Origin of the sequence: Kitasatospora dryopteridis (assembly GCF_050749075.1) — a bacterium.
GTDB lineage: Bacteria > Actinomycetota > Actinomycetes > Streptomycetales > Streptomycetaceae > Kitasatospora.
On record NZ_CP192749.1, the window covers coordinates 4,175,042 to 4,199,504 of the forward strand.

The window sequence follows — 24,463 nt, forward strand, 5'->3', positions numbered from 1 at the left end:
CGGGGCCTTCGTACCTGCGGTACCGGTCAGTTGTCGGTGAACCAGCCGGCGAGGTCGGCGATGACGTGGGTGTTGCCACTGAAGTTGTAGATGTTCGCGCGGCCGTTGGTGCCGAGTGGCGTGGTGACGTGGTTGGGGATGGTCACGCCGGGGGCGAGGTTGAGGTTGGAGGTGTTCGGCCTGGTGGTGAGGTCGGGCCAGACGGTGAGGTAGCCGGGGTTGGTGGGCTGGGTGGCGGTGACGTTGAGAACGGCCGCGGTGGCGTCGGCCGGGACGCCGTGGGTGCCGCCGATGGGCAGGTTGAGCTGGGCGTCGGGGCCGAGGGGCTGCTTGGCGTTGTCGTAGCGGGTGTCGGCGAGGCGGGCCGGTGTGGTGGGGGTGAACAGGCCCTTGCTGCCGGGGCTGTAGTAGCCGAAGACGTCGACGACCACGCGGGTGTTGCCGGTGAAGTTGTAGAGGTCGATGCTGCCGTCGGCGCCGACGGGGACGATGGCCTGGTTGGCGATCGTCTGCCCGGCGCGGAAGTTGAGGCTGGAGACGGTCGGCCGGTCGGTGCCGTGCGGGTAGGCGGTGAGGTAGCCGTTGGCAGTCGGGCGGTCGGCGGTGAGGTTGACGACCACGGCGGTGGCGTCGGCGGGCACGCCGGCCTTTCCGGTGACCTTGACCGCGGTGGTGGTGCCGCCGGGCATGACGCCGTCGGAGACGCGGGCGGGGCCCGTGGCCGTGAACTTCTGGCCGGTGTTGGGCTGGTAGTAGCCGACGAAGTCGACGACCACGTCGGCGCGTCCGGAGAGGTTGAAGAGCTGGACGGTGCCGTCCTTGCCGACCGGGACGGTGACCAGGTTGGCGACGGTCTGCCCGGCCTTCACGTTCAGGTTGGAGGCGGTGGGCCGCGTCTGGCCGGTCGGCCACAGGGTGAAGTAGGTGTCCGCGGTCGCATTGGTGGCGGTGACGTTCAGGACGACGGCCTCGGGGCTGCCGGAGGTGACCGGCTTCTCGCCGTTGGGGTAGCCGTTGGAGACGTCCAGCGTCAGCGAGTTGCCGCCGTTGAGGGTCTGCCAGGTCTTCCGGGTGTCGAGCATCCGGAACGGCTTGACCGGCGTGTACGTCGCCTTCGCGTACTCCACGTGGGCCGTCGTGCTCGTCGAGGCCGAGTTGCCCTTGGAGTCCTTGACCGTCACGGTGACCTTGTAATCACCGGGCTTGGCGTAGGTGTGCGACTCGGCCTGGTAGACGCCGGTCACCACCGGGGAGCCGTCACCGAAGTCGAAGGCGTACGAGGTGGTCGGCCAGGGCGCCGCAGTGGCCGCGGCGTCGGCCCGCACGGTGAGCGGCGGGGTGTGGGACATGGGGCTGTTCGACGAGGGCAGGTCGGGGTTCACGGTGATCTTCGGGGTGAGCTCGCCCGGAGTGGTCGCCTTCACCTCGACCTGGGCCGTCTTCACCTGTCGGCCGGACTGGTCCGTGACGGTCACGGTCGCCCTGCAGGTGCAGGCCGTGCTGTAGGTGTGCGTTGCCGTCGGAAGACCGGTCTGCTTCACCGACGTGCCGTCGCCGAAGTCGAAGGTGTAGATCAGCGTGCTGGGCCAGCGCGACTGGGCCTTGGCCGTGAAGGTCACCGCAGTGCCGTACGGCGCCCAGGAGTTGTCGGCCGAGAGCGTCACGAAGTCCAGCGCGTCCTGGAGTTCGTACGCCCCGCGGTCGAGGAGCCCGAATCCCGAGCCGCTGTTGGCGACCAGCGGGTCGTCGACGGGCGGGTTGCCGACCAGGTCGGTGTCCAGGACGCCGGGGGCGTCCATGGCCGCGGAGTCGATGGCCGGGGAGCCCTCGCCGGGCATGCCCGCGATGATCATGGGGTCCGCCACGAGATCGTGGGTGCCCTCGCCGTTCGACACGGCCAGCAGTTCGGTGACGCTCTTGGCCGCCGTGCCGCCCCAGGAGTAGGCCAGGCCGTCCTTGGCAGGCCAGACCAGGTTGTAGTCGGCCCTGCTGCCGGGCAGTGAGTCCGCGGAGGCCAGCACCTCGGTGGCGGAAGTGCCCTCGCCGCAGGTGTCCCGCGGGTTCGGGTGCGTGCTGGTGTGCCAGGCGACGATGTTGTTGTACAGGCGGAAGCCCGTGGAACCGCCGGACAGACCGATGCCCGGACCGCAGCCGTCCAGCACGGTGTTGTTGGTGACGACCGTGCCGGTCGCCCCGTCCACCACGATGCCCCTGCGGTCGGTGGCGACGACGTTGCCACTGACGACGGTGCCGGTGGCACCGCCCGAGACCGAGACCCCGATGCTTCCGCCCTGGTCCAGCCAGTTGCGGGTGACCCTGTTGTCACTTCCGCCGGTGATGGCGACGAGGGGGACGGGCGTGCTGCCCGACATGCTCGTGGTTCGGTCGAAGGTGACCCGGTCCGAGTTCTTCACCAGCGCCGAGAACAGCGGGACCTCGCGGAACACCACGTCGTGCGCGCCGTCGACGGTCACGGCCGGGGTGGCGTCGTTGGGGTCAACCCCGGTCACCGCGCCCTGGCCGGTGAAGACGATCGGTGCGTCCTTCTCGCCCGAGCGCGTGATGCGGAGGTCCTCCTTGAACCGGCCGTTCAGGTGGACGGTGGTGCCGGGCCCGACCACGGCGGCCGCTGCACCGACGGTGCAGAAAGGCGCGGCCCGGGTGCCCGGGTCGGAGTCCGAGCAGGTGCCGGTGTTGTCCACGTACAGGTCGCCGGACGCGGCGACGGCGGCCGGAACGGGCATGCCCAGGACGGCCGTCACGGTGGCGGCGGCAAGACCGATGGCACGGATTCTTCGCATGGCTTGGTGGTCCCCCCAAGTCGTTGGTGAAAGAAGTATGAAGCCGGTCGTTCGGGCACCCCTCAGGGGGTCCCCCGGGCCCGGTCTCGGGGTGATCTCCGGGTTCTCTCCGGGGCCCGGGCCCTCGTTCTGGTGCAGGCGGCGCCCTACGATCGAAGTACCGAAACGAACGGGAAGCGGCGGACGGACCGGCGCCGAGCCCGAGGGGAGAGAAGGAACGGACATGGCCGAGCTCTGGAAGTCGCTGCCCTCGTGGGTGCGCAACATCGTCGTCCCGATCCTGGTGCTGATCCTGGCCTGGAACCTGCTGTGGTTCGTGGTCGGCGTGGTCAGCTCGCTGATCGGATTCCTGATCAAGGTCCTGCTGGTGGTCGGCCTCGGCGCCGCGGTGGTGATCCTGGTCAAGAAGGCAGCCAGGAACTGACCTTGCCGCCGAAGGGCCCCACTCCCGTTGCGGGGTGGGGCCCTTCGGCATGCTCCGGCTAGCTCTCGGTGAACCAGCCGGCGAGGTCGGCGACGACGTGGGTGTTGCCGCTGAAGTTGTAGATGTTCGCCCGGCCGTTGGTGCCGAGTGGCGTGGTGACGTGGTTGGGGATGGTCACGCCGGGGGCGAGGTTGAGGTTGGAGGTGTTCGGCCTGGTGGTGAGGTCGGGCCAGACGGTGAGGTAGCCGGGGTTGGTGGGCTGGGTGGCGGTGACGTTGAGGACCGCTGCGGTGGCGTCGGCGGGGGCGCCGTGGGTGCCGGCGACGGGCAGGTTGAGCTGGGCGCCGGGGCCGAGGGGCTGCTTGGTGTTGTCGTAGCGGGTGTCGGTGAGGCGGACGGGGGCTGCCGGGGTGAAGAGGCCCTTGCTGCCGGGGCTGTAGTAGCCGAAGACGTCCACGATCACGCGGGTGTTGCCGGTGAAGTTGTAGAGGTCGATGCTGCCGTCCGGCCCGATGGGGACGATGGCCTGGTTGGCGATCGTCTGGCCGGCGCGGAAGTTGAGGTTGGAGACGGTCGGCCGGTTGATGCCGTGCGGGTAGGCGGTGAGGTAGCCGTTGGCGGTGGGCTTGTCGGCGGTGAGGTTGACGACCACGGCGGTGGCGTCGGCGGGCACGCCGGCCTTGCCCGCGACCTTCAGCGTGCTGGTGGCGCCGGCGGCCATCGGCGCGTCGGAGAGCCTGGCCGGGGCGGTGGCGGTGAAACCGTCGCCGTAGAGCGCGTTGTAGTGGCCGACGAAGTCGACGACCACTTCGGAGTTTCCGGAGTGGTTGTAGATCCGGACCTTGCCGTCCTTGCCGACCGGGACGGTGACCAGGTTGGCGACGGTCTGCCCGGCCTTCACGTTCAAGTTGGACGCGGTTGGGCGCACCTGGCCGCCGGGGAAGACGGTGAGGAAGGTGTCCGTGGTGGCGTTGGTCGCGGTCACATTGAGCACCACGGCCTCGGGGTTCGAGGACGGCAGGCGCTCGTCGAACTCGAAGGGGCCGCGGATGACGTTGAAGTCGAGGGTGGTACCGCCCTGCAGTCCGCCGCCGCCGCTCCGGGTGTCCACCAGGCGGAACGGGGTGGCGGGGACGTACTTCGAGGCCTCATAGGCCACGTGCTGGACGGTGGACGCGGTCGAGGTGTGGCCCTTGGCGTCCTGGAGGGTCACCGTGACGGTGTAATCGCCCGGGGCGGTGTAGGTGTGGCCGCTCCCCTGCTCGAGCGAGCTGGTGGTCTCCTGCGTTCCGTCGCCGAAGTCGTAGGTGACGCCGGTGATCTGCCAGGGGGCCGTGCTCCGGGCCGCGGTGGCGCTGAAGGTCAGGGAGGGCATGGGGTCGGTGTGACCCACGTTGTGGCCCTCCCGCACGATGTCGAGGACGGCCTGGAGGTCGCCGGGCTCGGTCACCCGAATGCTGTACGGCTCGCTGGTCTTCGTGACGCCGACACCGTTGGTGGCGGTGACCTTCGCCGTGCACTTGCACGGTGCGGCGTAGACGTGGCTCACCGAGGTGTCCCGGGTGTTGACCACCGTCCCGTCGCCGAAGTCGAAGGTGTAGGTCAGGCCCGTCGGCCAGGTGTCGGTCGGCTTCGCGGTCGCCGTGACGGTGGTGCCGTAGGGCGCCCAGGCCTGTTCCACGGCCAGTTCCACCCGGACGAGGTCGTCGTGCTGCTCGATCGCGCCGCGGTCCAGGTAGCCGTAGCCGGTGCCGGTGTTGGGCACCCGTGGGTCGTCCTCGGGGCTCTTGCCAGCTGTGTCGGTCTCCAGAACGCCGGGTGCCGTGGCGTCCGCCGAGTCGACGGCCGGTCCCTTGTCCCCTGCGGGGTACGTGCCGGCGGGAGAGGCCAGATCCTGCAGGCCCTGCCCGGTGGCCTCCCGGAACGTGTCCGGATCGGGGTAGGTCGCTCCTCCCCAGGAGTACATGGCCGTGCCGGCAGCGGACAGCATGTTGTAGCCGACGCGGGTACCGGCGGTCGCCGACGCTGCCACCGAGATCGGGGGCCGCACCTCACCGCCGCAGGTGGGGGCCGGGGTGGTGGCCACGAAGACGTTGTTGAAGATGTTCGATCCCGTCGAATCCCCGGACAGGACGACGCCGCATCCCCGCATGTGGGTGTTGTTGGTGACCGTGGTGTGCGGCGCGTCCGATGCACTGACCAGGACGGACGGCTTGTCGACGGCTCCGTAGCCCCGGTTGCGGCCGAGCAGCGTGCCGCTGGCGCCCTCGATCCTGACCAGGGGTGCTCCCTGCTGCGCCAAGAGCATGGAGCGGGTGTAGGCCACGTCGTGGCTGCCGCCGCCGATCAGTACGCCGGGCCGGGTGCCGGTACCGGTTGTGGTGACCTTATTGAAGGTGATCCGGTCGGAGGCATCGATCGAGACGCCGCCGTAGCCGTAGAAGCCCTCGACCACGATGTCGTGCGCACTGTTCACCACGATGGCGGTCTTGGAACCCTGCGTGTCGGACCGGACGGTCACCTGGCCGGTGGCAGGGGCGGCCCGGAAGGTGATCGGACTGCCGGACTCGCCGGAGCGGGTGAGGATGAGCTGCTCCGGGTAGATGCCGCCCCTGATCTCCACCGTCTGGCCGGGCTGGGCCACGGCCGCGGCCTCGCCGATGGTGCAGAAGGGCTTCTGCTGGGTGCCGTCACCGGTGATGGTGCAGCCGGCACCGGAGTTGTTGCTCACGTAGAGGGTGCCGGGCGCCGCGGCGTGGGCCGGTGCCGCCAGACCGAGGGCACCGGTGATGCCGGCGACGGTCAGGGCGGCCGTGCGGTGGATGCGCATGGAGTGCTTTCCCCAGGAAGGTGGTGCGGGCAGGTCAGTTGTTGGTGAACCAGCCGGCGAGGTCGGCGACGACGTGGGTGTTGCCGCTGAAGTTGTAGATGTTCGCGCGGCCGTTGGTGCCGAGTGGCGTGGTGACGTGGTTGGGGGTGGTGACGCCGGGGGCGAGGTTGAGGTTGGAGGTGTTCGGCCTGGTGGTGAGGTCGGGCCAGACGGTGAGGCGGGGTTGGAGGACCGCGTTGAGGACCGCTGCGGTGGCGTCGGCGGGGACGCCGTGGGTGCCGGCGACGGGCAGGTTGAGCTGGGCGCCGGGGCCGAGGGGCTGCTTGGTGTTGTCGTAGCGGGTGTCGGTGAGGCGGACGGGGGCTGCCGGGGTGAAGAGGCCCTTGCTGCCGGGGCTGTAGTAGCCGAAGACGTCGACGACGACGCGAGTGTTGCCGGTGAAGTTGTAGAGGTCGATCGAGCCGTCCACGCCGACCGGGACGATGGCCTGGTTGGCGATCGTCTGCCCGGCACGGAAGTTGAGGCTGGAGACGGTCGGCCGGTTGATGCCGTGCGGGTAGGCGGTGAGGTAGCCGTTGGCAGTGGGCTTGTCGGCAGTGAGGTTCACGACGACCGCGGTGGCGTCGGCGGGCACACCGGCCTTGCCCACGACCTTCAGGGTGCTGGTGGCACCGGCGGCCATCGGCGCGTCGGAGAGCCGGGCCGGGCCGGTGGCGGTGAAACCCTGGCCGGCGTTGGGCTGGTAGTAGCCGACGAAGTCGACGACGACGTCGGTGCGTCCGGAGAAGTTGAAGAGCTCGACCATGCCGTTGCTGCCGACGGGAACGGTGACCAGGTTGGCCACGGTCTGTCCGGCCTTCACGTTCAGGTTGGAGGCGGTCGGGCGGTCCTGGCCGCTGGGGAAGAGCGTGAGGTAGGTGTCCGCTGTCGCGTTGGTGGCGGTGACGTTGAGGACGACCGCCTCGGGGCTGCCGGAGGTGACCGGCTTGTCGCCACCCGGGTAGCCGTTGGAGACGTTCAGTGTGATTGAGCCGCCGCCCGGAAGGATGGACGGGGACGACCGGGTGTCGATCACCCGGAACGGCGACACCGGCGTGTACGTCGCCTTCGAGTACTCGGCGTGGAACGTGGTGGAGGCGGTTCCGATGTTGCCCTTGATGTCCCGGACGGTCACAGTGATTTGGTAGTCGCCGGGCTTGGCGTAGGTGTGCCGGCCGTTCGACCAGGTGCTTTCGGTCAGGGAACCGTCGCCGTAGGAGTAGGCGTACGAGGCGATCGGCCACGCCGAGTCGGGGACCGGTGCGTCGACCGCGACGGAGAGCGGCGGGGTGTGGCTGATCGGGTCGTTGCCGAGCGGGAGGGCCGGGGTGGCCGACAGCGGCGGCACGATCGGGCCGGGAGTGGTGACCTTGACGTCCACCGGGTTGCTGACCTTTGACACTCCGGCCCCGTTCACGCCCGTGACCTTCACCTTGCAGGCGCAGGGCGAGCTGTAGATGTGGGTGGCCACCGTTTCCTTGGTGGTCACCTGGGTGCCGTCGCCGAAGTCGAAGGTGTACGTCAGCGCCGCCGGCCAGAGGTCGTCGGCCCAGGCGGCCGCGGTCACTTTGGTGCCGTACGGCGCCCACGTGTTGGTCACGGAGAGCAGCGTGACGCCGTTGAAGCGGTCCTGCTTCTCGTACGGGCCGCGGTCCAGGTAGCCGTACCCGGTACCGGTGTTCGGAACGCGGGGGTCGTCCGCGGGCTGCGCATCGGACCTGTCGGCGTCGATCACACCGGGTGCCGTGGCGTCGGCCGAGTCGACGGCCGGTCCCTTGTCGGCGTTCGGGGCCTGGCCGGTGGGGGCCACCAGGTCGTTCGTGCCCTGGCCGGTGGCGGTACGGAACTGCTCGGGGTCGGTGTGGTCCGTGCCCGCCCATGAGTACAGGGCGGTGCCCGGGGCGGCGTTCAGCAGGTTGTAGCCGACGCGGGTGCCGGGGACCGCCGTCGCCGCGACCGAGATCGGCGGCTGCTTCTCGCCGCTGCAGGTGGTGGCCGGGGTGGCAGCCGCGAAGATGTTGTTGAAGATGTTCGAGTCGATCGAGCCGCCCGAGAGGACGACACCGCATCCCGCATCACTGCTGTTGTTGGTGATCGTCGTCTTCGGGGCGTCCGCCACGCTGAACATGACGGAGGGAGTGAGGCTTGCCCCCGACCCCTGGTTGCGGCTGAGGACGGTACCGGTCGCGCCCTCGATCCTGAACTGCGGGTTGCCGGACTGCGTGGCAATGAACGAGCGGGTGTACACCACATCGTGGCTTGCGCCGCCGATCAGCACGCCCGGCCGGGTGCCGGTGGCAGCCGTGGGCACCTTGTTGAAGGCGATCCGGTCGGACTGGTCGACCGTGACTCCGCCCAGGGCGCGGACATTCTCGAACACGAGGTCGTGCACGCCGCTGACCGCGATCGCAGCCCTGCTGCGGGTGGCGTCGCTCTGGATGTTCACCAGACCGGAGCTGCGGAAGGTGATCGGCCTGCCCGGCTCCCCGGAACGGGTGGGGGCGATCTGTTCGGTGTAGGTGCGGCCGGCGGCGATGTCCACCGTCTGGCCCGGCACGGCCACCGCAGCCGCGGCGCCGATCGAGCAGAACGGCTGCTCCTGGGTGCCCGGGCCGGTGTCCGAACAGGGAACGTCGGTGCCGTTCTTGACGTAGAGCGTTGCGGCCGTCTCGGCGTGGGCGGGGGCGGCCAGGCCGAGGAGGCCGGTGGTGCAGGCGACCGTCAGGACGGCCGTGCGGCGGATGCGCATGGGTGGTTCCCGGGGGTGGAGTGGGCCGGTCAGGCGTCGGCGGACCGGCCGGAGGGGGCGGTCACCACGGGGTGGTGCCGGTGGGGCCGAGGGGGGCGACGGCGCCTAACGGGACGACGGCGGGGCCGTTGTCGGCGTCCGTGCGTCGGTGCCCGACGGGCGGTGCCGTCGGGCATGCTGCGACGAGGGCAGCGGTGTGGCGGGTGCGCATGGCGACCTGTCCCCCAGAAAAGTCCCTGGCCCGCGGGCGGTGGTCCGCTCACGCACGGGCAGAGGGATTCTGGCGGGTGGCATGCGAAGTGTCACGTGATCTTCGCGGGTGTTGCGCATTCGTGATCATTTGTGGCGGACAGTGCCGAGGTCAACTCCCAGCGTGGCCGAAAGCCCTGGTCGGCGGCCCTGGTGGTGTCCAGGACAACGGGTCGGGCGAGCTGGTCGACGGCGTACGGGGTGAGGCCGGGCAGCAGGCCGCGGCGGGCCGCGAACTCGGCTGCGGCGACCGGCACATGGCCGATCCGGGCGCGAACGCCCTGGGTGGCGAGCACCGTTCGGACGGCAGCGTCCCGCCGGTACGGCTCCGCGTCGGTGATGTTGTACGCGCCGGGCGCCCACTCGGCGGCGGCCAGGCAGGCCTCGGCGAGGTTCTGTACGGCCGTCAGACTGAGCGGAACGTCGGGGCCGGGCAGCAGCAGGAGGCCGCGGCGGACGCGTTCCAGCAGGCGGGGCATCAGATGCGGGTCGCCGGGGCCGTAGACGGCGCGCGGCCGCAGCACCACCGCACCCGCCTGCAGGGCGAGCCGGTCCGCGGCGGCCTTGGTGCGGCCGTACGCATTGCGGTGGCCGCCGCCGGTCGGGTGGTCCTCGCGGACCAGGCTGCGGTCACACACACACACACACACACACACACACACACACACACACACACACACACACACACACACACACACACACACACACACACACACACACACACACACACACACACACACACACACACACACACACACACACACACACACACACACACACACACACACACACACACACACACACACACACACACACACACACACACACACACACACACACACACACACACACACACACACACACACACACACACACACACACACACACACACACACACACACACACACACACACACACACACACACACACACACACACACACACACACACACACACACACACACACACACACACACACACACACACACACACACACACACACACACACACACACACACACACACACACACACACACACACACACACACACACACACACACACACACACACACACACACACACACACACACACACACACACACACACACACACACACACACACACACACACACCGTTCGGACGGCAGCGTCCCGCCGGTACGGCTCCGCGTCGGTGATGTTGTACGCGCCGGGCGCCCACTCGGCGGCGGCCAGGCAGGCCTCGGCGAGGTTCTGTACGGCCGTCAGACTGAGCGGAACGTCGGGGCCGGGCAGCAGCAGGAGGCCGCGGCGGACGCGTTCCAGCAGGCGGGGCATCAGATGCGGGTCGCCGGGGCCGTAGACGGCGCGCGGCCGCAGCACCACCGCACCCGCCTGCAGGGCGAGCCGGTCCGCGGCGGCCTTGGTGCGGCCGTACGCATTGCGGTGGCCGCCGCCGGTCGGGTGGTCCTCGCGGACCAGGCTGCGGTCGGTGCGCGGGTCGTAGACGCTGGCGCTGGAGACGAGGACCACCGGTGTGCCCGCCGCGGCCTCCAGCAGCCGGGCGGTGCCGTCGACGTTCACGGCGTGCTGCTCGGCCTCGGCGGGGGAGCCCGGCGGGTGGTCGCCGACGGCGGCGGCGCAGTGCACCACCAGGTCGGCGCCGCTCAGGTGGGGGGCCTCGGCGGCGGCGTCCCAGCGGACGTGGGTGCCGACCGGGCCGGGCCGGCGGCCCAGGCAGCGCACCTCGGCGCCGGCGGCGGCCGCGGCCTCGGCGAGGTGCGAGCCGCAGAAGCCGCTGGCGCCGGTGATCGCGATGCGGAGCATGCGGGTCAACCCTTCCGTACGAGCAGCGAGGAGTAGCCGGGCAGGGCGGCACGGCGGTCCACGGAGGCCCGGACGACCACCGGCCGGTGCGGGGCCAGGGCGGCCAGGAAGTCGGTGAGCTGGGCGCGGGCGAGGCGGGCGCCGGGGCAGGCGTGCGGGCCTGAACCGAAGACCGCCTGGGCGGCCTGCGGGTCTGCGGGCCCGCTGCCGTGGGCGCCGGCGGCGTGCCGGGCGACCAGCACCAGCCGGTCGCCGCGGCCGATCGGGCAGTCGGCCGCCGTTGCGTCGGCGGCGGCGACCCGCGGCAGGATCGGTGAGGGTGCGGTCAACCGGAGCAGTTCGACGGCGAGTTCGGGAGAGACGTCGCTCCACAGGCCGGCCCGGGCGCACCAGGCGGCGGCCCGCGGGAGGGCGGCGATCGTGGTGTTGACGGCGGCGACCGCGAGCATGGCGTCCCGGCCGTTGGGCAGCAGGGAGTTGAGGTGTTCGGCGGCCGTCGTGGAGGTGCGCCGGGGCAGGCCGGGCAGGTGCTCCCGGGCGGCCTCGGCGGCGGCCTCGGCGCAGGCGCGGGCGAGTTCCGCCGGTTCGGCGGTGCTGCCGGTGAGGGCGGCGGCGGTGGCCCCGGCGAGCTCCCGGACGACGTCCACCAGGTCGACGGTGCCGGTGAGTCCGGCGAGCCGGCGGTCGAGGACGGTCTGCCACACCGGGCGCAGCTTTTCGGTGCCGTGGGCGCCGAGGAGTTCGGTGAGGTCGCGGCGGGCGGCGCGGTGCTCGCCGCCGTCCTGGTCGAAGAGCAGTCCGCCGTCGGTGCGCCGGGCGGCGGCCCCGCCGGTGGTGCCCTCGGCGGTGCGGTCCAGCGGGACGCGGGTGAGCACCTCGCGGTACGCCTCGGCGCCGTGCACCAGCACGGTGCTGCCGAGGCGGACGACCGGCCGCCGGCGGGTGGCGGCGAGCAGCGCGAACAGCACCGGGTGGGAGGCCAGGTAGACCCGCCGGTCGAGCCGCCGGGCGGTGCGGTGGGCGCGCGCCGGAACGGCCGTGCGGTCCGCGCTCACCGGGCGAGCTCGCGGGCGCAGAGCCGGGCGGCGGCGGCCCGGTCGGGCTTGCGGGAGCGGCCGGCCAGCGGGATCTCGCCGAGCAGGACGGCGTCCGGGCGGGCGCTGCCCATCCGGGCCAGCGGGCGTTCGAGGTCGGCGCGCAGCCGGTGCCGGTCGGCGCCGCGGCGCGGCTGGACGAGGGCGACCAGGCGTTCGTCGCCGTCCCCTGCGGGCACGCCCACCAGCAGGGCGAGTTCGACGTCCGGCAGGTGCAGGGAGGGCTCGTACAGGCCCGGGTAGATGTTCTCGGCGCGGCGCAGCACCATGTCCTTGCAGCGGCCGGCGAGGACGATCCGGCCGTCCGGGTCGAGGCTCGCGCGGTCGCCGGTGCGCACCCACGGGTCGGGGCGTTCGCCGAGGTAACGGTCGCGGGCGGCGGCTCCGGCGAGGAGCAGTTCGCCGCCGTCGGTGAGCCGGGCGGTGACGCCGGGCAGCGGGTGGCCGAGCAGGTCGCCGTCGGCGTCGAAGGCGGACTTGTCGGCCTCCTCGACGGCCGCGGCCGGGAACAGCTCGGTGAGCGCGTACACGCCCCAGGCCTCGGTGGCGCCGGCCTGCTTGGCACGGCGCAGCAGTTCGGCGGAGGCCGGTGCGGAGCCCGTCCAGACCCGGCCGGTGAGGTGGTCGAGGCCGCGCAGCTGGGGCGGGGTCAGATAGGTCTCGGCGGGGGCGAGGCGGCGGACCTGCCGGCCGAGCACCTTGGGCGAGCGGGCGGGCAGGGCGACGGTGGCACCCGCCGCCAGCGAGGGGACGAGGACGAAGAAGGTGCCGCCGAGCACGGCCTGCCCGGCCTGCGGGCGGACCAGCCCGGCGACTGCCCGCATCCCGGCGGCGACCGAGGCGCGGGTGTGCACCACGGCGCGCGGGGCGGAGGTGGTGCCGGAGGTGAAGACGATCACCGCGTCGCCGTCGCCGTCGTAGGGCGCGGGCGGGCGGCCGCCGGGGGTGCGCAGGGCGGGTGCGCAGCCGGGGCGGCGCGGTCCTGCGGTGGCGACCGGGCCGAGCGCGTCGAGACGGGGCAGTTCCAGCGAGGCGCGGCGGGCGAGGCCGCGGGCCCAGCCGGCCACGGCCTGGGCGGCTGCGTCCGCGACGACCAGTGCCGGGCGGGCGAGTTCGAGACGGGCGAGCAGGACGTCCGGGCCGGCCGAGGGGTCGAGGACGGCGGCCCGCAGGCCGAGCCGGTGGGCGGCGAGCATCAGGGCGAGCGCGCGCGGGCCGGGCCGGACGGCGACGCCGAGGGTGTCCCCGGCGGCGAGCCCGTGGCCGTGGTGCAGGGCCGCGGCGTACGAGTCGGCGAGGTCGGCGATCTCGCCGCAGCGGGCGCGGACCCGGACGGCTCCGCTGCGGGTGCAGCCGAGGACGGCGGGCCGGTCGGCGCCGTCCCGCAGGACGCGGGTGAGGTGGTCGAGCACGTCCGGCTCCTTCATCGGGGGTCGACGCCGCGGCCGCCGCTGCCGCGGTCCAGGTACCAGCGGGCGGTGCCGACGACGCCGTAGGCGCGGATGCGGCGGGTGGAGTTCTGCACCACCATGTCGCGGCGCTGCACGATGGCCGTGGTGTGGCGGCGGACGCGGTTGATGAACGTCCGGTCGGTGGGCGAGGGCCGGCGCGGCATGCCGCCGACCGCCTCGTACAGGTCGGCGGTGATCGCCATGTTGTTGCCGGCGTGCATCCGGTACGGCACCAGGAAGCCGTGCCGGCGGTGGTGTGCGGGGCGGATGCGGCCGAAGAAGGCGCCGAGCACCACCAGGGTGCGGAACAGCCGGCGGCCGACCGGCCCGTGCTCGTCGCGGCGGGCGGTGATGTGGCCGCAGACCAGGCCGCGCGAGGCGAGCAGCCCGGCGCGGGCGGCGGCCGTCCAGCCGGGCTCGGGCAGGCAGTCGGCGTCGGTGCGGGCCAGCAGGTCGGCGCCGTGGGCGATCGCGTGCCGGAAGCCGGTGTCGACGGCGCAGCCGACCCCCTTCTCCGGCTCGACCAGCACCCGGACGGGGAACGGCGCGTTCGCGGCGAACTCCTCGGCGACGGCGGCCGTCCGGTCGTCGGAGGCGTTGTCGACCACCAGCAGGGTGAAGTCGGTGTCCCGCTGGGCGGCCAGCGCCCGCAGGGTCTCGCCGATCCGGGCCTCCTCGCGGTAGGCGGGCACGATCACCCAGAGCGCGGTCACGGCACCTCCCACACCATGGTCATCAGGCTGACGCCGCCGCCGAGGCCGACCATCAGCACCTTGTCGCCGGAGCGCAGCCCGCCGTGGATGCGGTCGAGCTGGACACCGAGGGTGGCACTGGCGACGTTGCCCAGCTCCGGGACGGTGAGCACCAGCTTCTCCTGCGGCACCCCGGTGAGCTCCACGAAGCGCTCCAGGTAGGGCACGGTCACCTGGTGCACCAGCACCCGGGCGTACGCGTCCCAGCCGAGCCCGGTGCGGGCCGCGACCCGGGTCAGGATGTCGCCGCCGATCTTCTCGAAGACGCCCCTCAACTCCTTTCCGCCGCCCCGGAAGTAGCTGTACTCGTCGCCGCGCGGGTGCCGCGAGCCGCCGCCGGGTATGCCGCCGACCGCCCAGTGCTCGGAGGCGGTCTCGGTCTCCACGTCCAGGATGCCGCCGCGCTCGACCGGTTCGACGACCACGGCCGCGCCGGCGTCGCCGAAGGTGTAGCCGGCGAAGCCGTCCCGGAAATCGGCGAGCCCGGACGGGTCGCGGCGCATCGCCCGGCTCGGGGTCTCGCCGGTGACGACCAGCGCCCGGCGGGCCCGTCCGGCGAGGATCATCGCGCGGGCCACGTCGATGCCGTTGATGAAGCTGTTGCAGGCGTTGGAGACGTCGAAGGCGTGGGCGCGGGAGCCGAGTTCGGCCTGCACCAGGTGGGCGGTGGCCGGCTCGCAGACGTCCCGGGTGGCCGAGGCGTACACCAGCAGGTCGATGTCGAGCGGGTCGTACCCGGCGTTGCCGAGGGCGTTCCTCGCAGCGGCCAGCGCCAGCGTGGAGGCGTACTCGTCGTCGGCGGCGAACCGCCGGGTGGCGATACCGGTGGCCTTCTCGAACATCCGCTCGGGGAGCCGGAGTCCGCTGCCCGCCACCACCTCGTCCTGGAGCTGCTGCGACGTCAGCACCCGGGCCGGCAGGCCGGAGCCCACCGCGGTGATGCCCACGCTCGGAATTCGAAGGTCCATGCCGCCATGCTGCCGGGCGCCGGACGCCCGCGGCCTGAGTACCCGTACTCAGCCCGAACCGGTGATCGCCCCCAACCTTCCTGCCGGGACCGGGCCGTGACATCCGTCATGCGGATCCCGGTGCGGCCGACACTGCCGGGCGGCACCCCCGCCGCGGGATTCTCGATGCATCGGGAAGACCGGGCACCACCGACACGGGGAGCGGACACCATGGCCACCATCACCAGCAGCGCGGCGATCGAGCGGACCGAGCAGAACGGGCAGGCCGGGGCGGGCGCGTCGAGGCTCGACGCCTTCAAGCCCCTGCTGGTCGACGTCGCCGTGCCGCTCGGCGTCTACTACGCGGCGCACGGCCTGCTCGGCCTCGGCCTGGTCGCCTCGCTGGGCATCAGCAGCGCCGTCCCGGCCGTCCGCACCGTCGCCGGACTGCTCCGCCACCGCAGCCTCAACGGGCTCGCCCTGGTGATGCTGGTGGTCAACACCGTCGGCATCACGCTCTCCGCGGTCAGCGGAGACCCGCGGCTGATGCTCGCCAAGGACGGTGCGATCAGCAGCGTCATCGGCCTCTCGGTCATCGTCTCCGCCTTCGCCGGGAAGCCGCTGATGACCGCCGGCCTCAAGCCCTTCGTCGTCAAGGGCATCGCCGCCCGGGCCGCCGCCTGGGAGCGCCTGGCCGCCGGCTCCACGGCCTTCCGCCGACAGGAGCGCAACTTCTCGCTGGTCTGGGGCTCCGCACTGGTCGCCGAGTGCATCGCCCGGGTGGTCGGCGCCTACACCGTGCCGGTGGAGACCATGGTCTGGCTCGGCACCGTCTTCCTGGTGGCCGCGATCGCCGTGGGCATCCTCGGCGGCAACGTCTTCGCCGAGCGGATCGCCGAGCAGGTCGTCGCCGAGTCCGAGTGACCTCCCCCGCACAGAAACCCGCAGGCCCTCGCAGGCCTCGCAGGCCCGAAACACCCACCGGAGGAGGCACCGTGCGCGCCAGGGGCATCAACTACGACACCGGCTTCACCCCCGACGGGGAGACCAGCCGCCCGCACTTCGACCCGGCCGAGGTCCGCGCCGAGATGCGCACCATCGCAGAGGAACTGCACTGCACCGCCGTCCGGATCACCGGCGGCGACCCGGAGCGGATCGCCCTCGCCGCCGCGCACGCCGCCGAGTACGGCCTGGAGGTCTGGTTCTCGCCCTTCCCGTGCGGCCTCGACGAGGACGGCATGCGGCCCCTGCTGCTGGACTGCGCCCGCCGGGCCGAGCAGCTGCGGGCCGGCGGCACCGACACCGTCCTGGTGCTCGGCTGCGAACTCACCCTCTTCGCCGACGGCCTGCTGCCCGGCGCGGACCTCGGCGAGCGGATCGCCGCACTGCTCGCCCCGGAGACCCGGCAGACCCTGTCCGCCGTCGCCGCCCGGCTGAACGCCTTCCTCGCCGACACCGTCACCGCCTGCCGGGCCGAGTTCGGCGGCCGGATCACCTACGCCGCCGGCACCTGGGAGGAGGTCGACTGGACACCCTTCGACCTGGTCGCCGTCGACGCCTACCGGGACGCGCACAACGCCGCCCGCTACCGCGCGGAGCTCCGTTCCCACGCCTCCCACGGAAAGCCCGTCGCCGTCAGCGAGTTCGGCTGCTGCACCTACACCGGCGCCGGCGACCGCGGCGGCCTCGGCTGGGACGTGATCGACCGTTCCGCCGAACCGCCCGTGCTGCGCCCCGGCCTCGCCCGCGACGAGCAGGAGCAGGTCCGGTACCTGCAGGAACTGCTGCCGGTCTTCGAGGAGGAGGGCGTGGACGCCGCCTTCTGGTTCACCTGGGCCGGCTACCGTGCCCCGCACCGCCCCCAGGACCCGGCCCACGACCTCGACCTGGGCTCCTACGGCGTGGTCAAGCTGCTCGACGGCGCCCGCAGGCCCAAGGCGGTCTTCGCCGCCCTCGCCGAGGCCCACCGCGCCTGACCGCCCACCCGGCCCGAAGCCGACGGCCCGCCGACCGCACTGCGCGGTCGGCGGGCCGTCGCGGTGCAATCCCTAGTCGTCGGAGCCCTCCTGGACGGGGATCGGGTGGCTCACCCGGCCCGCCGCCGGCTCGGCGGCCGGCTGCTGCTGCGGGCCCGTCGCCGCGAGCAGTTGCCGGGCCAGGCCCAGGCCCGTGCCGCCCATGGCGAGAGCCTTGGCGAGCATGTCCGCCATGCCGTCCGCGCCGTTCAGCACCACCATGTGCTCGACGTTCCCGAGGGCCTCCGCGCCGGCCCGGACGATGTCCGGCCAGTTCTCCGCCAACTGCTGGGCGACCACGGCCTCCTGGTTCTCGGCGAGAGCGGCCGCCCGCGCCTTGATCGCCTCGGCCTCGGCCAGACCCAGGGCGCGGGCCGCCTCGGCGGCCGCCAGGCCCTTGGCCTCCGCGGCCGCGGCCTCCGCCTGGCCGGTGGCCCGGGTGGCCTCGGCCGAGGCCAGGCCGCGGGCCTTGGTGGCCTCCGCCTCGGCGGTGGCGGCGACCTTCACCCGGTTCGCCTCGGCCCCGGCCTTCAGCTCGGTCTCCCTGGCGAGCGCCTCGGCCGCCGAGATCCGGGCGTCGCGGTCGGCCTGCGCCTTGGTGCGAGTCTCGTACGCGCGGGCGTCGGCCGGCTTGCGGACGTCCGCCTGCAGCTGCTGCTCCTTGCGGTGCGCCTCCAGCTCGGCGACCTTGGTCTCCTCGACGACGACCTCCTGCCGGGCCGCGGCCTGCGCCAGCGGGCCGGCCTGCAGCGCCCGGGCCTGCGCCGTCTCCAGCTCGGCCTGGTAACCGGCCTGCTGGATACCGGAGTTGCGGGTGGCCTCGGCCTTGCGGGCGAAGGCCTCCTGCTCGGCCTCGGTGGCCCGGCGGTCCGCCTCGGCGGCGGCGATCCGGGCGTCCCGCTGGACGGCGGCGGCGTGCGGCGCGGCGAGGTTCTTGATGTAGCCGGTCGGGTCGAGGATCTCCTGGATCTGCAGCGAGTCGATGATCAGGCCGAGCTTCTCCATCTCGGTGCCGGACGCGGCCCGGGTCTCGCCGGTCATCCGCTCGCGGTCGCGGATCATGTCCTCGACCGTCAACCCGCCGACGATGGACCGCAGATGGCCCGCGAACACGTTGTGGACGCGGTGGCCCATCAGCTTCTGCTGGTCGAGGAAGCGGCGGGCGGCGTTGGCGATCGACACCGGGTCGTCGCCCACCTTGAAGATCACAACACCCTTGACCCGCAGCGGGATTCCCTGCGACGTCACGCACTCGACGTCGAGGTCCGCCTCGTTGAGGTCCAGCGAGAGCCGGCGCACCACCTGGACGCCGGGCATCACCAGCGTCCCGCGGCCGGTGACGATGCGGAACCCGAGCCCGTCGGCGACGCCTTCGGAGCGGTGCCGGGAGCCGGAGATGATCAGTGCCTCGTTCGGCTCGGCGACCCGCCACATGAGCTTGAAGAGCACGACCAGGACGACGATGGAGGCCGCCACGGCCCCCGCGATGCCGATCAGCATCGGCTGATTCCCCCTTCAGGGCACGCCGGCGTCCCGTGGCTGCGCGCTGATGTGCAGGGAGGCGCGGGAGCCGGCGGCAGCAGGAGATTCTGCGCCTGCGGTGATCCCCGCGGAAGGGGCGGGAGCCCCCGATCCGCCCAGGAGATCGTCAAGATTCCGTCAAGGGAGGGCGGCCACGTACACGGTGCGCGGCGGCTGGTACTCCACGACCACCACCGGCGTGCCGACCGCCAACTGCTCGCCCGGCACAGCCGGGTGGGCCAGGAACGCCTCCGTGCCGCTCCGCTCGCGGACGTAAACCATCACCTCGCCGACCAGTCCCGGCCCGATCCGTCCGGTCACCCGCCCCGTGCTGCCCACCATGCCGGCCAGTCTGCCGCGCCGGTCCACTGGCCGGAACCCGTCTGGACCTGCCCGGATGCGGCCGCTACGGTGTTGACGTCTTGTTGCGGGCACCCGCCCGCAACCAACGGGAGCTCGGAGCACCGGGCTGAGAGGGCGCTGAACGGATCGCAGGTGTGCGAACCGACCGCTGCGCCGACCGCAGGAACCTGACCGGGTAATGCCGGCGTAGGGAGTAGAGGGTCTGATGACCATCTTTGAAGCACAGCCGCAGTCTGCCTCCGGCCGGGACGTCAGCAGCGCGTCCACCGGCTACCCCACCCCGGCCTGGCGCAAGGCCCACCGCGAGGGAAGCCGCCCCGACCTCCGCGTCCCGTACCGCGAGGTCCTCCTCACCAACGGCCGCACCGTCCCGCTGTACGACACCTCCGGCCCGTACACCGACCCGTCCTACGAGCCCGACGTGCGGCGCGGCCTGCCCGCCCTGCGCGACCCCTGGATCCGCCAGCGCGGCGACGTCGAGGAGTACGAGGGCCGCGAGGCCCGCCCCGAGGACGACGGCATCAAGCACACCTCGCCGCGCGGCGGGAACCTCCGCAACCTCGACGCGGTCTTCCCCGGCCGCCCGCGCCGCCCGCTGCGCGGCCGGGCCGGCACCGCCGTCACCCAGCTCGCCTACGCCAAGCAGGGCGTGATCACCCCCGAGATGGAGTTCGTGGCGCTCCGCGAGGGCCTGGCCCCGGAGTTCGTCCGCGACGAGGTGGCCCGCGGCCGGGCCGTCATCCCGGTCAACGTGAACCACCCCGAGGTCGAGCCGGCGATCATCGGCACCAACTTCCTGGTGAAGATCAACGCCAACATCGGCAACTCCGCCGTCACCTCCTCCATCGAGGAGGAGGTCGAGAAGATGACCTGGGCGACCCGCTGGGGCGCCGACACCGTCATGGACCTCTCGACCGGCCGCAACATCCACACCACCCGCGAGTGGATCCTCCGCAACTCTCCCGTGCCGATCGGCACCGTGCCGCTGTACCAGGCACTGGAGAAGGTCGACGGCCGGGCCGAGGACCTCAGCTGGGAGGTCTACCGCGACACCATCATCGAGCAGTGCGAGCAGGGCGTCGACTACATGACCGTCCACGCCGGCGTGCTGCTGCGGTACGTGCCGCTGACCGCCCGCCGCAAGACCGGCATCGTCTCCCGCGGCGGCTCGATCATGGCCGCCTGGTGCCTGGCGCACCACAAGGAGAACTTCCTCTACACCAACTTCGAGGAGCTCTGCGACATCCTCGCCGCGTACGACGTCACCTTCTCGCTCGGTGACGGCCTGCGCCCGGGGTCGATCGCGGACGCCAACGACGAGGCCCAGTTCGCAGAGCTGCAGACGCTCGGCGAGCTCGGCCGGATCGCCCGCGAGCGCAACGTCCAGGTGATGATCGAGGGCCCGGGCCACGTCCCGATGCACAAGATCAAGGAGAACATGGACCTCCAGAAGGAGATCTGCGACGAGGCGCCCTTCTACACCCTCGGCCCGCTCACCACGGACGTCGCCCCCGGCTACGACCACATCACCTCGGGCATCGGCGCCGCGATGATCGCCTGGTGGGGCACCGCGATGCTCTGCTACGTCACGCCCAAGGAGCACCTGGGCCTGCCCAACCGGGACGACGTCAAGACCGGCGTCATCACCTACAAGATCGCCGCCCACGCCGCCGACCTCGCCAAGGGCCACCCCGGCGCCCAGGCCTGGGACGACGCGCTCTCCGACGCGCGCTTCGAGTTCCGCTGGGAGGACCAGTTCAACCTGGCCCTCGACCCGGAGACCGCCCGCGACTTCCACGACGAGACGCTGCCCGCCGAGCCGGCCAAGACCGCGCACTTCTGCTCCATGTGCGGTCCGAAGTTCTGCTCGATGAAGATCAGTCGAACCATCACAGAGAAGTACGGCGACGGTGCGCCCGAGCCCGAGTACGACGCGGAGGCCGTCGAGGGCATGAAGGCCAAGTCGGAGGAGTTCGCGGCCCAGGGTAACCGGGTCTACCTGCCGCTGGCTGACTGACCTACAGACGAGCGCCGTCCCGAGCGACTTTCGCTTTCCGGGACGGCGCTTCGCTGTACAGGCCTACCGGGCGGCCGGATTGTCTCCGCCGAGCTCCGGCCCTCCTGCGCAGGCGCGCGGTGTCCGCATGTCCATTCAGGTGCCGGACGGTGTTGAGGTCTGTCTGCGTGAGCAGGCCACAGCCGAGGGCATCACAGTGGACGAGCTGGCCGTCAAAGAGCCGGCGAATCTCTTCGAGCTCCGCCCGGCCCGGGTCTCGGGGCAAGGGAGCGCTGCACTCGGATGGTGCGGCGCCGGTCGCGCGTGACATCAGGCGTATCTGCGCGGAGAAGCGGACGACGAGTGAACCGCCAACCGTCCGTGCTCACCCGCCGCCGGGCATGGCTGGACGGCCTGGTCCGCGCCGGTGGCGCGTCGGCAGGAGCCGTTCAGCCGACGTGTGCGGCCGTGCTCTTCAGCGCCACCGCATCCGATATGCCTGCTCAGCCGTGTTCTTGAGCCGCTTATGAGGACGCCGACCCTTCTGGGCTACGCGCGTGTGGAACGTCGACGCCGAGGGCGCCGACGTCACCCTGGACGCTGATCAACGTTCACCTCACCACGAGGTGACCGGAAAAAGTTTCCGGCTCGCGGCAACCCTTTGCGGAGCCTGTGACCACAAGGAAGTAGATCCGGCCAGTTCCGGTGTCCCGATCCGCCTTTCCCTCGTGCACAGTTCGCAAGGAGAACGTCTACCCATGAGCAACCCCACCCGCGGGCGCCGCGGGCGTCACCGCCGTCGTTTCAGCGCCACCGCTCTGGCGCTCGGTGTGCCCCTCGCCGGCGTCTCGTACTTCATGTTCACACCCGAGGACTCCCAGGCCACGACGGTCGACAACGGTGCCTACTACAGGCTGGTCTCGGTACGCAGCGGCCAGGTGGTGGACGTCAACGCCTTCTCTACCGCCGACGGCACCCGGATCCAGCAGTGGACCGACCAGAACACCGCCAACCAGCAGTGGAAACTGAAGTCCACCGGGGACGGCTACTACGAGCTGGTGAACCGCAACAGCGGCAAGGTGCTGGGCATAGCGGGCGACTCGACCAGCCAGGCGGCTGCCGCCGAGCAGCAGACGGACAGGTCCTCAGCGTCCCAGCAGTGGCGGATCGACGATGTGCGCGGTTCCGACGCCGTCACCTTCACCTCCCGCAAGAGCGGTCAGGTCCTGGACGTCTCCGGAAGCTCCACGGACCGGGGCGCGCAGGTCATCCAGTGGCCCGGCTGGGGCGGCGCCAACCAGCAGTGGAAGCTGGTGAAGGTGGCGGAGAGCGGCGGCGCGCAGACCGGGTCCGGATCGTACGTGTGGAAGAACGCCCCGGTGGCGGGCGGCGGTTACGTGACCGGCCTGGTCTTCAACCAGAAGGAGAAGGGCCTGTTGTACGCGCGCACCGACATGGGCGGCGCGTACCGCTGGGACACCGGGGCCGAGCAGTGGATACCGCTGACCGACTGGATTGGCGAGAAGGACTGGAACCTGCTGGGCATAGATGCGCTGGCCACCGACCCCGTCGACCCCAACCGGCTCTACCTCGCGACGGGCACCTACACCAACGAGTGGGCCGGCAACGGCGCGATCCTGCGCTCCACCGACCGGGGCCGCACCTTCCAGCGCACCGATCTGCCGTTCAAGCTGGGCGGCAACGAACCCGGCCGCGGGGCGGGCGAACGGCTCGTGATCGACCCCGCGAACCACGGCACCCTACTGCTGGGCACCCGCAAGAACGGCCTGTGGCGCAGCACCGACTACGGCGCGACATGGAGTCAGGTCTCCTCGTTCCCCGTCAAGGACGGGGCGAGCAGCGGCGCGGGCATCTCCTTCGTGACGTACGGCCCGACCGGCAGCAACACGATCTACGTCGGCGTCAACGACAGGTCCACCTCCCTGTACCGCTCCACCGACGGCGGCAACACCTGGCAGGCCATCTCCGGGCAGCCCACCGGCCAGATGCCGCAGCACGGCGTGGTCTCCGGTGACGGCTCGCTGTACCTGTCCTACAGCAACAGCATCGGCCCCATGGACGCGACGGCGGGCTCGGTGTGGAAGTACACGCCGTCCGGCGGCGCGTGGAAGAACATCTCCCCCTCCCAGGGCGGTTACGGGTTCTCCGGTCTGGCCGTCGACCCGCAGAGACCGTCCACGGTGATGGTCACCACCCTCGACCGCTGGTGGCCCGAGGACGAGGTCTACCGGACCACCGACGGCGGCACGACCTGGAAGGCACTGGCCGACAAGTCGCAGCGCGACGCCTCCGGCGCTCCTTACGTCGGTACCGGCACCGGGCACTGGATGACCGCGCTGGCCATCGATCCCTTCGACTCCGGGCACGCGCTGTACGGCACCGGCAACGGCATCTGGCGCAGCAAGGACGCCAACGCCTCCGACAGCGGCGGCACCAGCCACTGGGCCTCCGGGGCCCGCGGGCTGGAGGAGACCTCGCTGGCGGACGCGATCGCCCCTCCCGGCGGCGCCACCGTCATCACCTCCATGGGCGACCAGGGCGGCTTCCGCCACGACTCCCTGACCGAGGTGCCCGCCGGACGGCTGAAGAACCCGCTGATGAGCAGCAGCACCGACATCGATTTCGCTCAGTCCAACCCCTCGATGATGGTCCGCGTCGGCCGTGGCGGCGCGCAGGACGGCGCCTACTCCACCGACGGCGGCAGCAGCTGGAACGGCTTCAAGTCAGAGCCGGTCAGCAGCTCCCAGATGGGCCATGTCGCGCTTGCGGCGGACGGCTCCACCATCGTCTGGACCGAGGACGGTCAGGTCCCGTACCGCTCGACCGACAAGGGCTCGAGCTGGTCGAAGGTCAGCGGCCTGGGCGCCGACGCCGAGGTCGTCGCCGACCGCTCCTCCGGCAACACCTTCTACTCCCTGTCCGGCGGCACCCTCTACGCCAGCACCGACGGCGGCGCGACCTTCACCGCCCGGACCGGCAACCTGCCCTCCGGCCGGCTCACGGCCGTCCCCGGCATCGCCGGGGACCTGTGGATCTCCGGCGGCGGCAAGGGGCTGCTGCACTCCACCGACGGCGGCCGCACCTTCACCCCGCTCGGCTCGGTGCAGTCCGCCTCGGCCCTCGGCTTCGGCAAGGCCGCACCCGGCGCCAACTACCAGGCCCTGTACCTGATCGGCACCGTCAAGGACGTCACCGGAGTCTTCCGCTCTACCGACAAGGGCGCCACCTGGCTCCGCGTCAACGACGACGCCCACCAGTGGGGCGCCATCGGCAGCCTCGGCATCATCACCGGCGACCCCGACACCTTCGGCCGCGTCTACATCGGCACCAACGGACGCGGCCTCCAGTACGGCGACCCATCCTGATCCCGACCCCCTGAGCGGGGCCGCAGGTCAAACGGCCTGCGG

The 24,463-nt window shown here is 71.7% G+C and carries 15 protein-coding genes and 1 pseudogene; 5 read left to right on the forward strand and 11 right to left on the reverse strand.

The window, feature by feature from the left end:
- Nucleotides 1-26: 26 nt before the first annotated feature.
- The gene (locus ACQ614_RS19045; protein ID WP_431679724.1) at nucleotides 27-2,801 is read right to left on the reverse strand and encodes a PKD domain-containing protein; all 2,775 of its coding nucleotides are present in this window, start codon (nucleotides 2,799-2,801) and stop codon (nucleotides 27-29) included.
- A gap of 223 nt (nucleotides 2,802-3,024) precedes the next feature.
- Between ACQ614_RS19045 and ACQ614_RS19050 the strand changes: the two genes are divergently transcribed.
- Nucleotides 3,025-3,225 (forward strand): DUF5326 family protein, encoded by a 201-nt coding sequence (locus ACQ614_RS19050; protein WP_431679725.1) that lies wholly within the window; start codon nucleotides 3,025-3,027, stop codon nucleotides 3,223-3,225.
- A gap of 58 nt (nucleotides 3,226-3,283) precedes the next feature.
- On the opposite strand, the gene ACQ614_RS19055 is transcribed toward ACQ614_RS19050, so the two are convergent.
- The 8 genes and pseudogenes from ACQ614_RS19055 to ACQ614_RS19090 form a co-directional block, all read right to left on the reverse strand.
- Nucleotides 3,284-6,055, reverse strand: coding sequence for a PKD domain-containing protein (locus ACQ614_RS19055; protein ID WP_431679726.1), 2,772 nt, complete (start codon nucleotides 6,053-6,055; stop codon nucleotides 3,284-3,286).
- Between the two features lie 34 nt (nucleotides 6,056-6,089).
- The gene (locus ACQ614_RS19060) at nucleotides 6,090-8,843 is read right to left on the reverse strand and encodes a PKD domain-containing protein (protein WP_431679727.1); all 2,754 of its coding nucleotides are present in this window, start codon (nucleotides 8,841-8,843) and stop codon (nucleotides 6,090-6,092) included.
- Between the two features lie 302 nt (nucleotides 8,844-9,145).
- Nucleotides 9,146-9,730: an NAD-dependent epimerase/dehydratase family protein gene (locus tag ACQ614_RS19065; RefSeq protein WP_431679728.1), complete on the reverse strand. Its 585-nt coding sequence runs from the start codon at nucleotides 9,728-9,730 to the stop codon at nucleotides 9,146-9,148.
- A 596-nt stretch (nucleotides 9,731-10,326) separates the two neighbouring features.
- Nucleotides 10,327-10,896: pseudogene (locus tag ACQ614_RS19070) on the reverse strand (NAD-dependent epimerase/dehydratase family protein); the annotation flags it as partial.
- 5 nt (nucleotides 10,897-10,901) lie between these two features.
- Entirely contained in the window at nucleotides 10,902-11,951 is a 1,050-nt protein-coding gene (locus tag ACQ614_RS19075; protein ID WP_431679729.1) for a cytochrome P450, read from the reverse strand.
- Complete coding sequence (locus tag ACQ614_RS19080) at nucleotides 11,948-13,402, reverse strand: class I adenylate-forming enzyme family protein (RefSeq protein ID WP_431679730.1); 1,455 nt, start codon at nucleotides 13,400-13,402, stop codon at nucleotides 11,948-11,950. Before ACQ614_RS19080 ends, ACQ614_RS19075 begins: the two co-directional genes overlap by 4 nt.
- Before the next feature lie 11 nt (nucleotides 13,403-13,413).
- Complete coding sequence (locus tag ACQ614_RS19085) at nucleotides 13,414-14,154, reverse strand: glycosyltransferase family A protein (protein WP_431679731.1); 741 nt, start codon at nucleotides 14,152-14,154, stop codon at nucleotides 13,414-13,416.
- On the reverse strand, nucleotides 14,151-15,161 hold the full coding sequence (locus ACQ614_RS19090) for a 3-oxoacyl-ACP synthase III family protein (protein ID WP_431679732.1): 1,011 nt from the start codon (nucleotides 15,159-15,161) through the stop codon (nucleotides 14,151-14,153). Before ACQ614_RS19090 ends, ACQ614_RS19085 begins: the two co-directional genes overlap by 4 nt.
- A gap of 210 nt (nucleotides 15,162-15,371) precedes the next feature.
- Here ACQ614_RS19090 and ACQ614_RS19095 point away from each other — a divergent pair, with 210 nt between their 5' ends.
- Nucleotides 15,372-16,064, forward strand: coding sequence for a VC0807 family protein (locus tag ACQ614_RS19095; protein WP_431679733.1), 693 nt, complete (start codon nucleotides 15,372-15,374; stop codon nucleotides 16,062-16,064).
- A gap of 71 nt (nucleotides 16,065-16,135) precedes the next feature.
- Nucleotides 16,136-17,116: a hypothetical protein gene (locus ACQ614_RS19100; RefSeq protein ID WP_431679734.1), complete on the forward strand. Its 981-nt coding sequence runs from the start codon at nucleotides 16,136-16,138 to the stop codon at nucleotides 17,114-17,116.
- A gap of 72 nt (nucleotides 17,117-17,188) precedes the next feature.
- Here the strand turns inward: ACQ614_RS19100 and ACQ614_RS19105 are convergent, their stop codons facing one another.
- Complete coding sequence (locus ACQ614_RS19105) at nucleotides 17,189-18,655, reverse strand: flotillin family protein (RefSeq protein WP_431679735.1); 1,467 nt, start codon at nucleotides 18,653-18,655, stop codon at nucleotides 17,189-17,191.
- 159 nt (nucleotides 18,656-18,814) lie between these two features.
- The gene (locus tag ACQ614_RS19110; protein ID WP_431679736.1) at nucleotides 18,815-19,018 is read right to left on the reverse strand and encodes a hypothetical protein; all 204 of its coding nucleotides are present in this window, start codon (nucleotides 19,016-19,018) and stop codon (nucleotides 18,815-18,817) included.
- Between the two features lie 226 nt (nucleotides 19,019-19,244).
- Here ACQ614_RS19110 and thiC point away from each other — a divergent pair, with 226 nt between their 5' ends.
- Nucleotides 19,245-21,056 (forward strand): phosphomethylpyrimidine synthase ThiC, encoded by a 1,812-nt coding sequence (thiC, locus tag ACQ614_RS19115; RefSeq protein WP_431679737.1) that lies wholly within the window; start codon nucleotides 19,245-19,247, stop codon nucleotides 21,054-21,056.
- 737 nt (nucleotides 21,057-21,793) lie between these two features.
- On the forward strand, nucleotides 21,794-24,421 hold the full coding sequence (locus ACQ614_RS19120) for an RICIN domain-containing protein (protein WP_431679738.1): 2,628 nt from the start codon (nucleotides 21,794-21,796) through the stop codon (nucleotides 24,419-24,421).
- Nucleotides 24,422-24,463 lie beyond the last annotated feature (42 nt).

Coding starts and splice junctions, on each gene's coding strand:
- ACQ614_RS19045 (WP_431679724.1), bottom strand. CDS start 2,801: ATGCGAAGAATCCGTGCCATCGGTCTTGCCGCCGCCACCGTGACGGCC.
- ACQ614_RS19050 (WP_431679725.1), top strand. CDS start 3,025: ATGGCCGAGCTCTGGAAGTCGCTGCCCTCGTGGGTGCGCAACATCGTC.
- ACQ614_RS19055 (WP_431679726.1), bottom strand. CDS start 6,055: ATGCGCATCCACCGCACGGCCGCCCTGACCGTCGCCGGCATCACCGGT.
- ACQ614_RS19060 (WP_431679727.1), bottom strand. CDS start 8,843: ATGCGCATCCGCCGCACGGCCGTCCTGACGGTCGCCTGCACCACCGGC.
- ACQ614_RS19090 (WP_431679732.1), bottom strand. CDS start 15,161: ATGGACCTTCGAATTCCGAGCGTGGGCATCACCGCGGTGGGCTCCGGC.
- ACQ614_RS19095 (WP_431679733.1), top strand. CDS start 15,372: ATGGCCACCATCACCAGCAGCGCGGCGATCGAGCGGACCGAGCAGAAC.
- ACQ614_RS19105 (WP_431679735.1), bottom strand. CDS start 18,655: ATGCTGATCGGCATCGCGGGGGCCGTGGCGGCCTCCATCGTCGTCCTG.
- ACQ614_RS19110 (WP_431679736.1), bottom strand. CDS start 19,018: ATGGTGGGCAGCACGGGGCGGGTGACCGGACGGATCGGGCCGGGACTG.
- thiC (WP_431679737.1), top strand. CDS start 19,245: ATGACCATCTTTGAAGCACAGCCGCAGTCTGCCTCCGGCCGGGACGTC.
- ACQ614_RS19120 (WP_431679738.1), top strand. CDS start 21,794: ATGAGCAACCCCACCCGCGGGCGCCGCGGGCGTCACCGCCGTCGTTTC.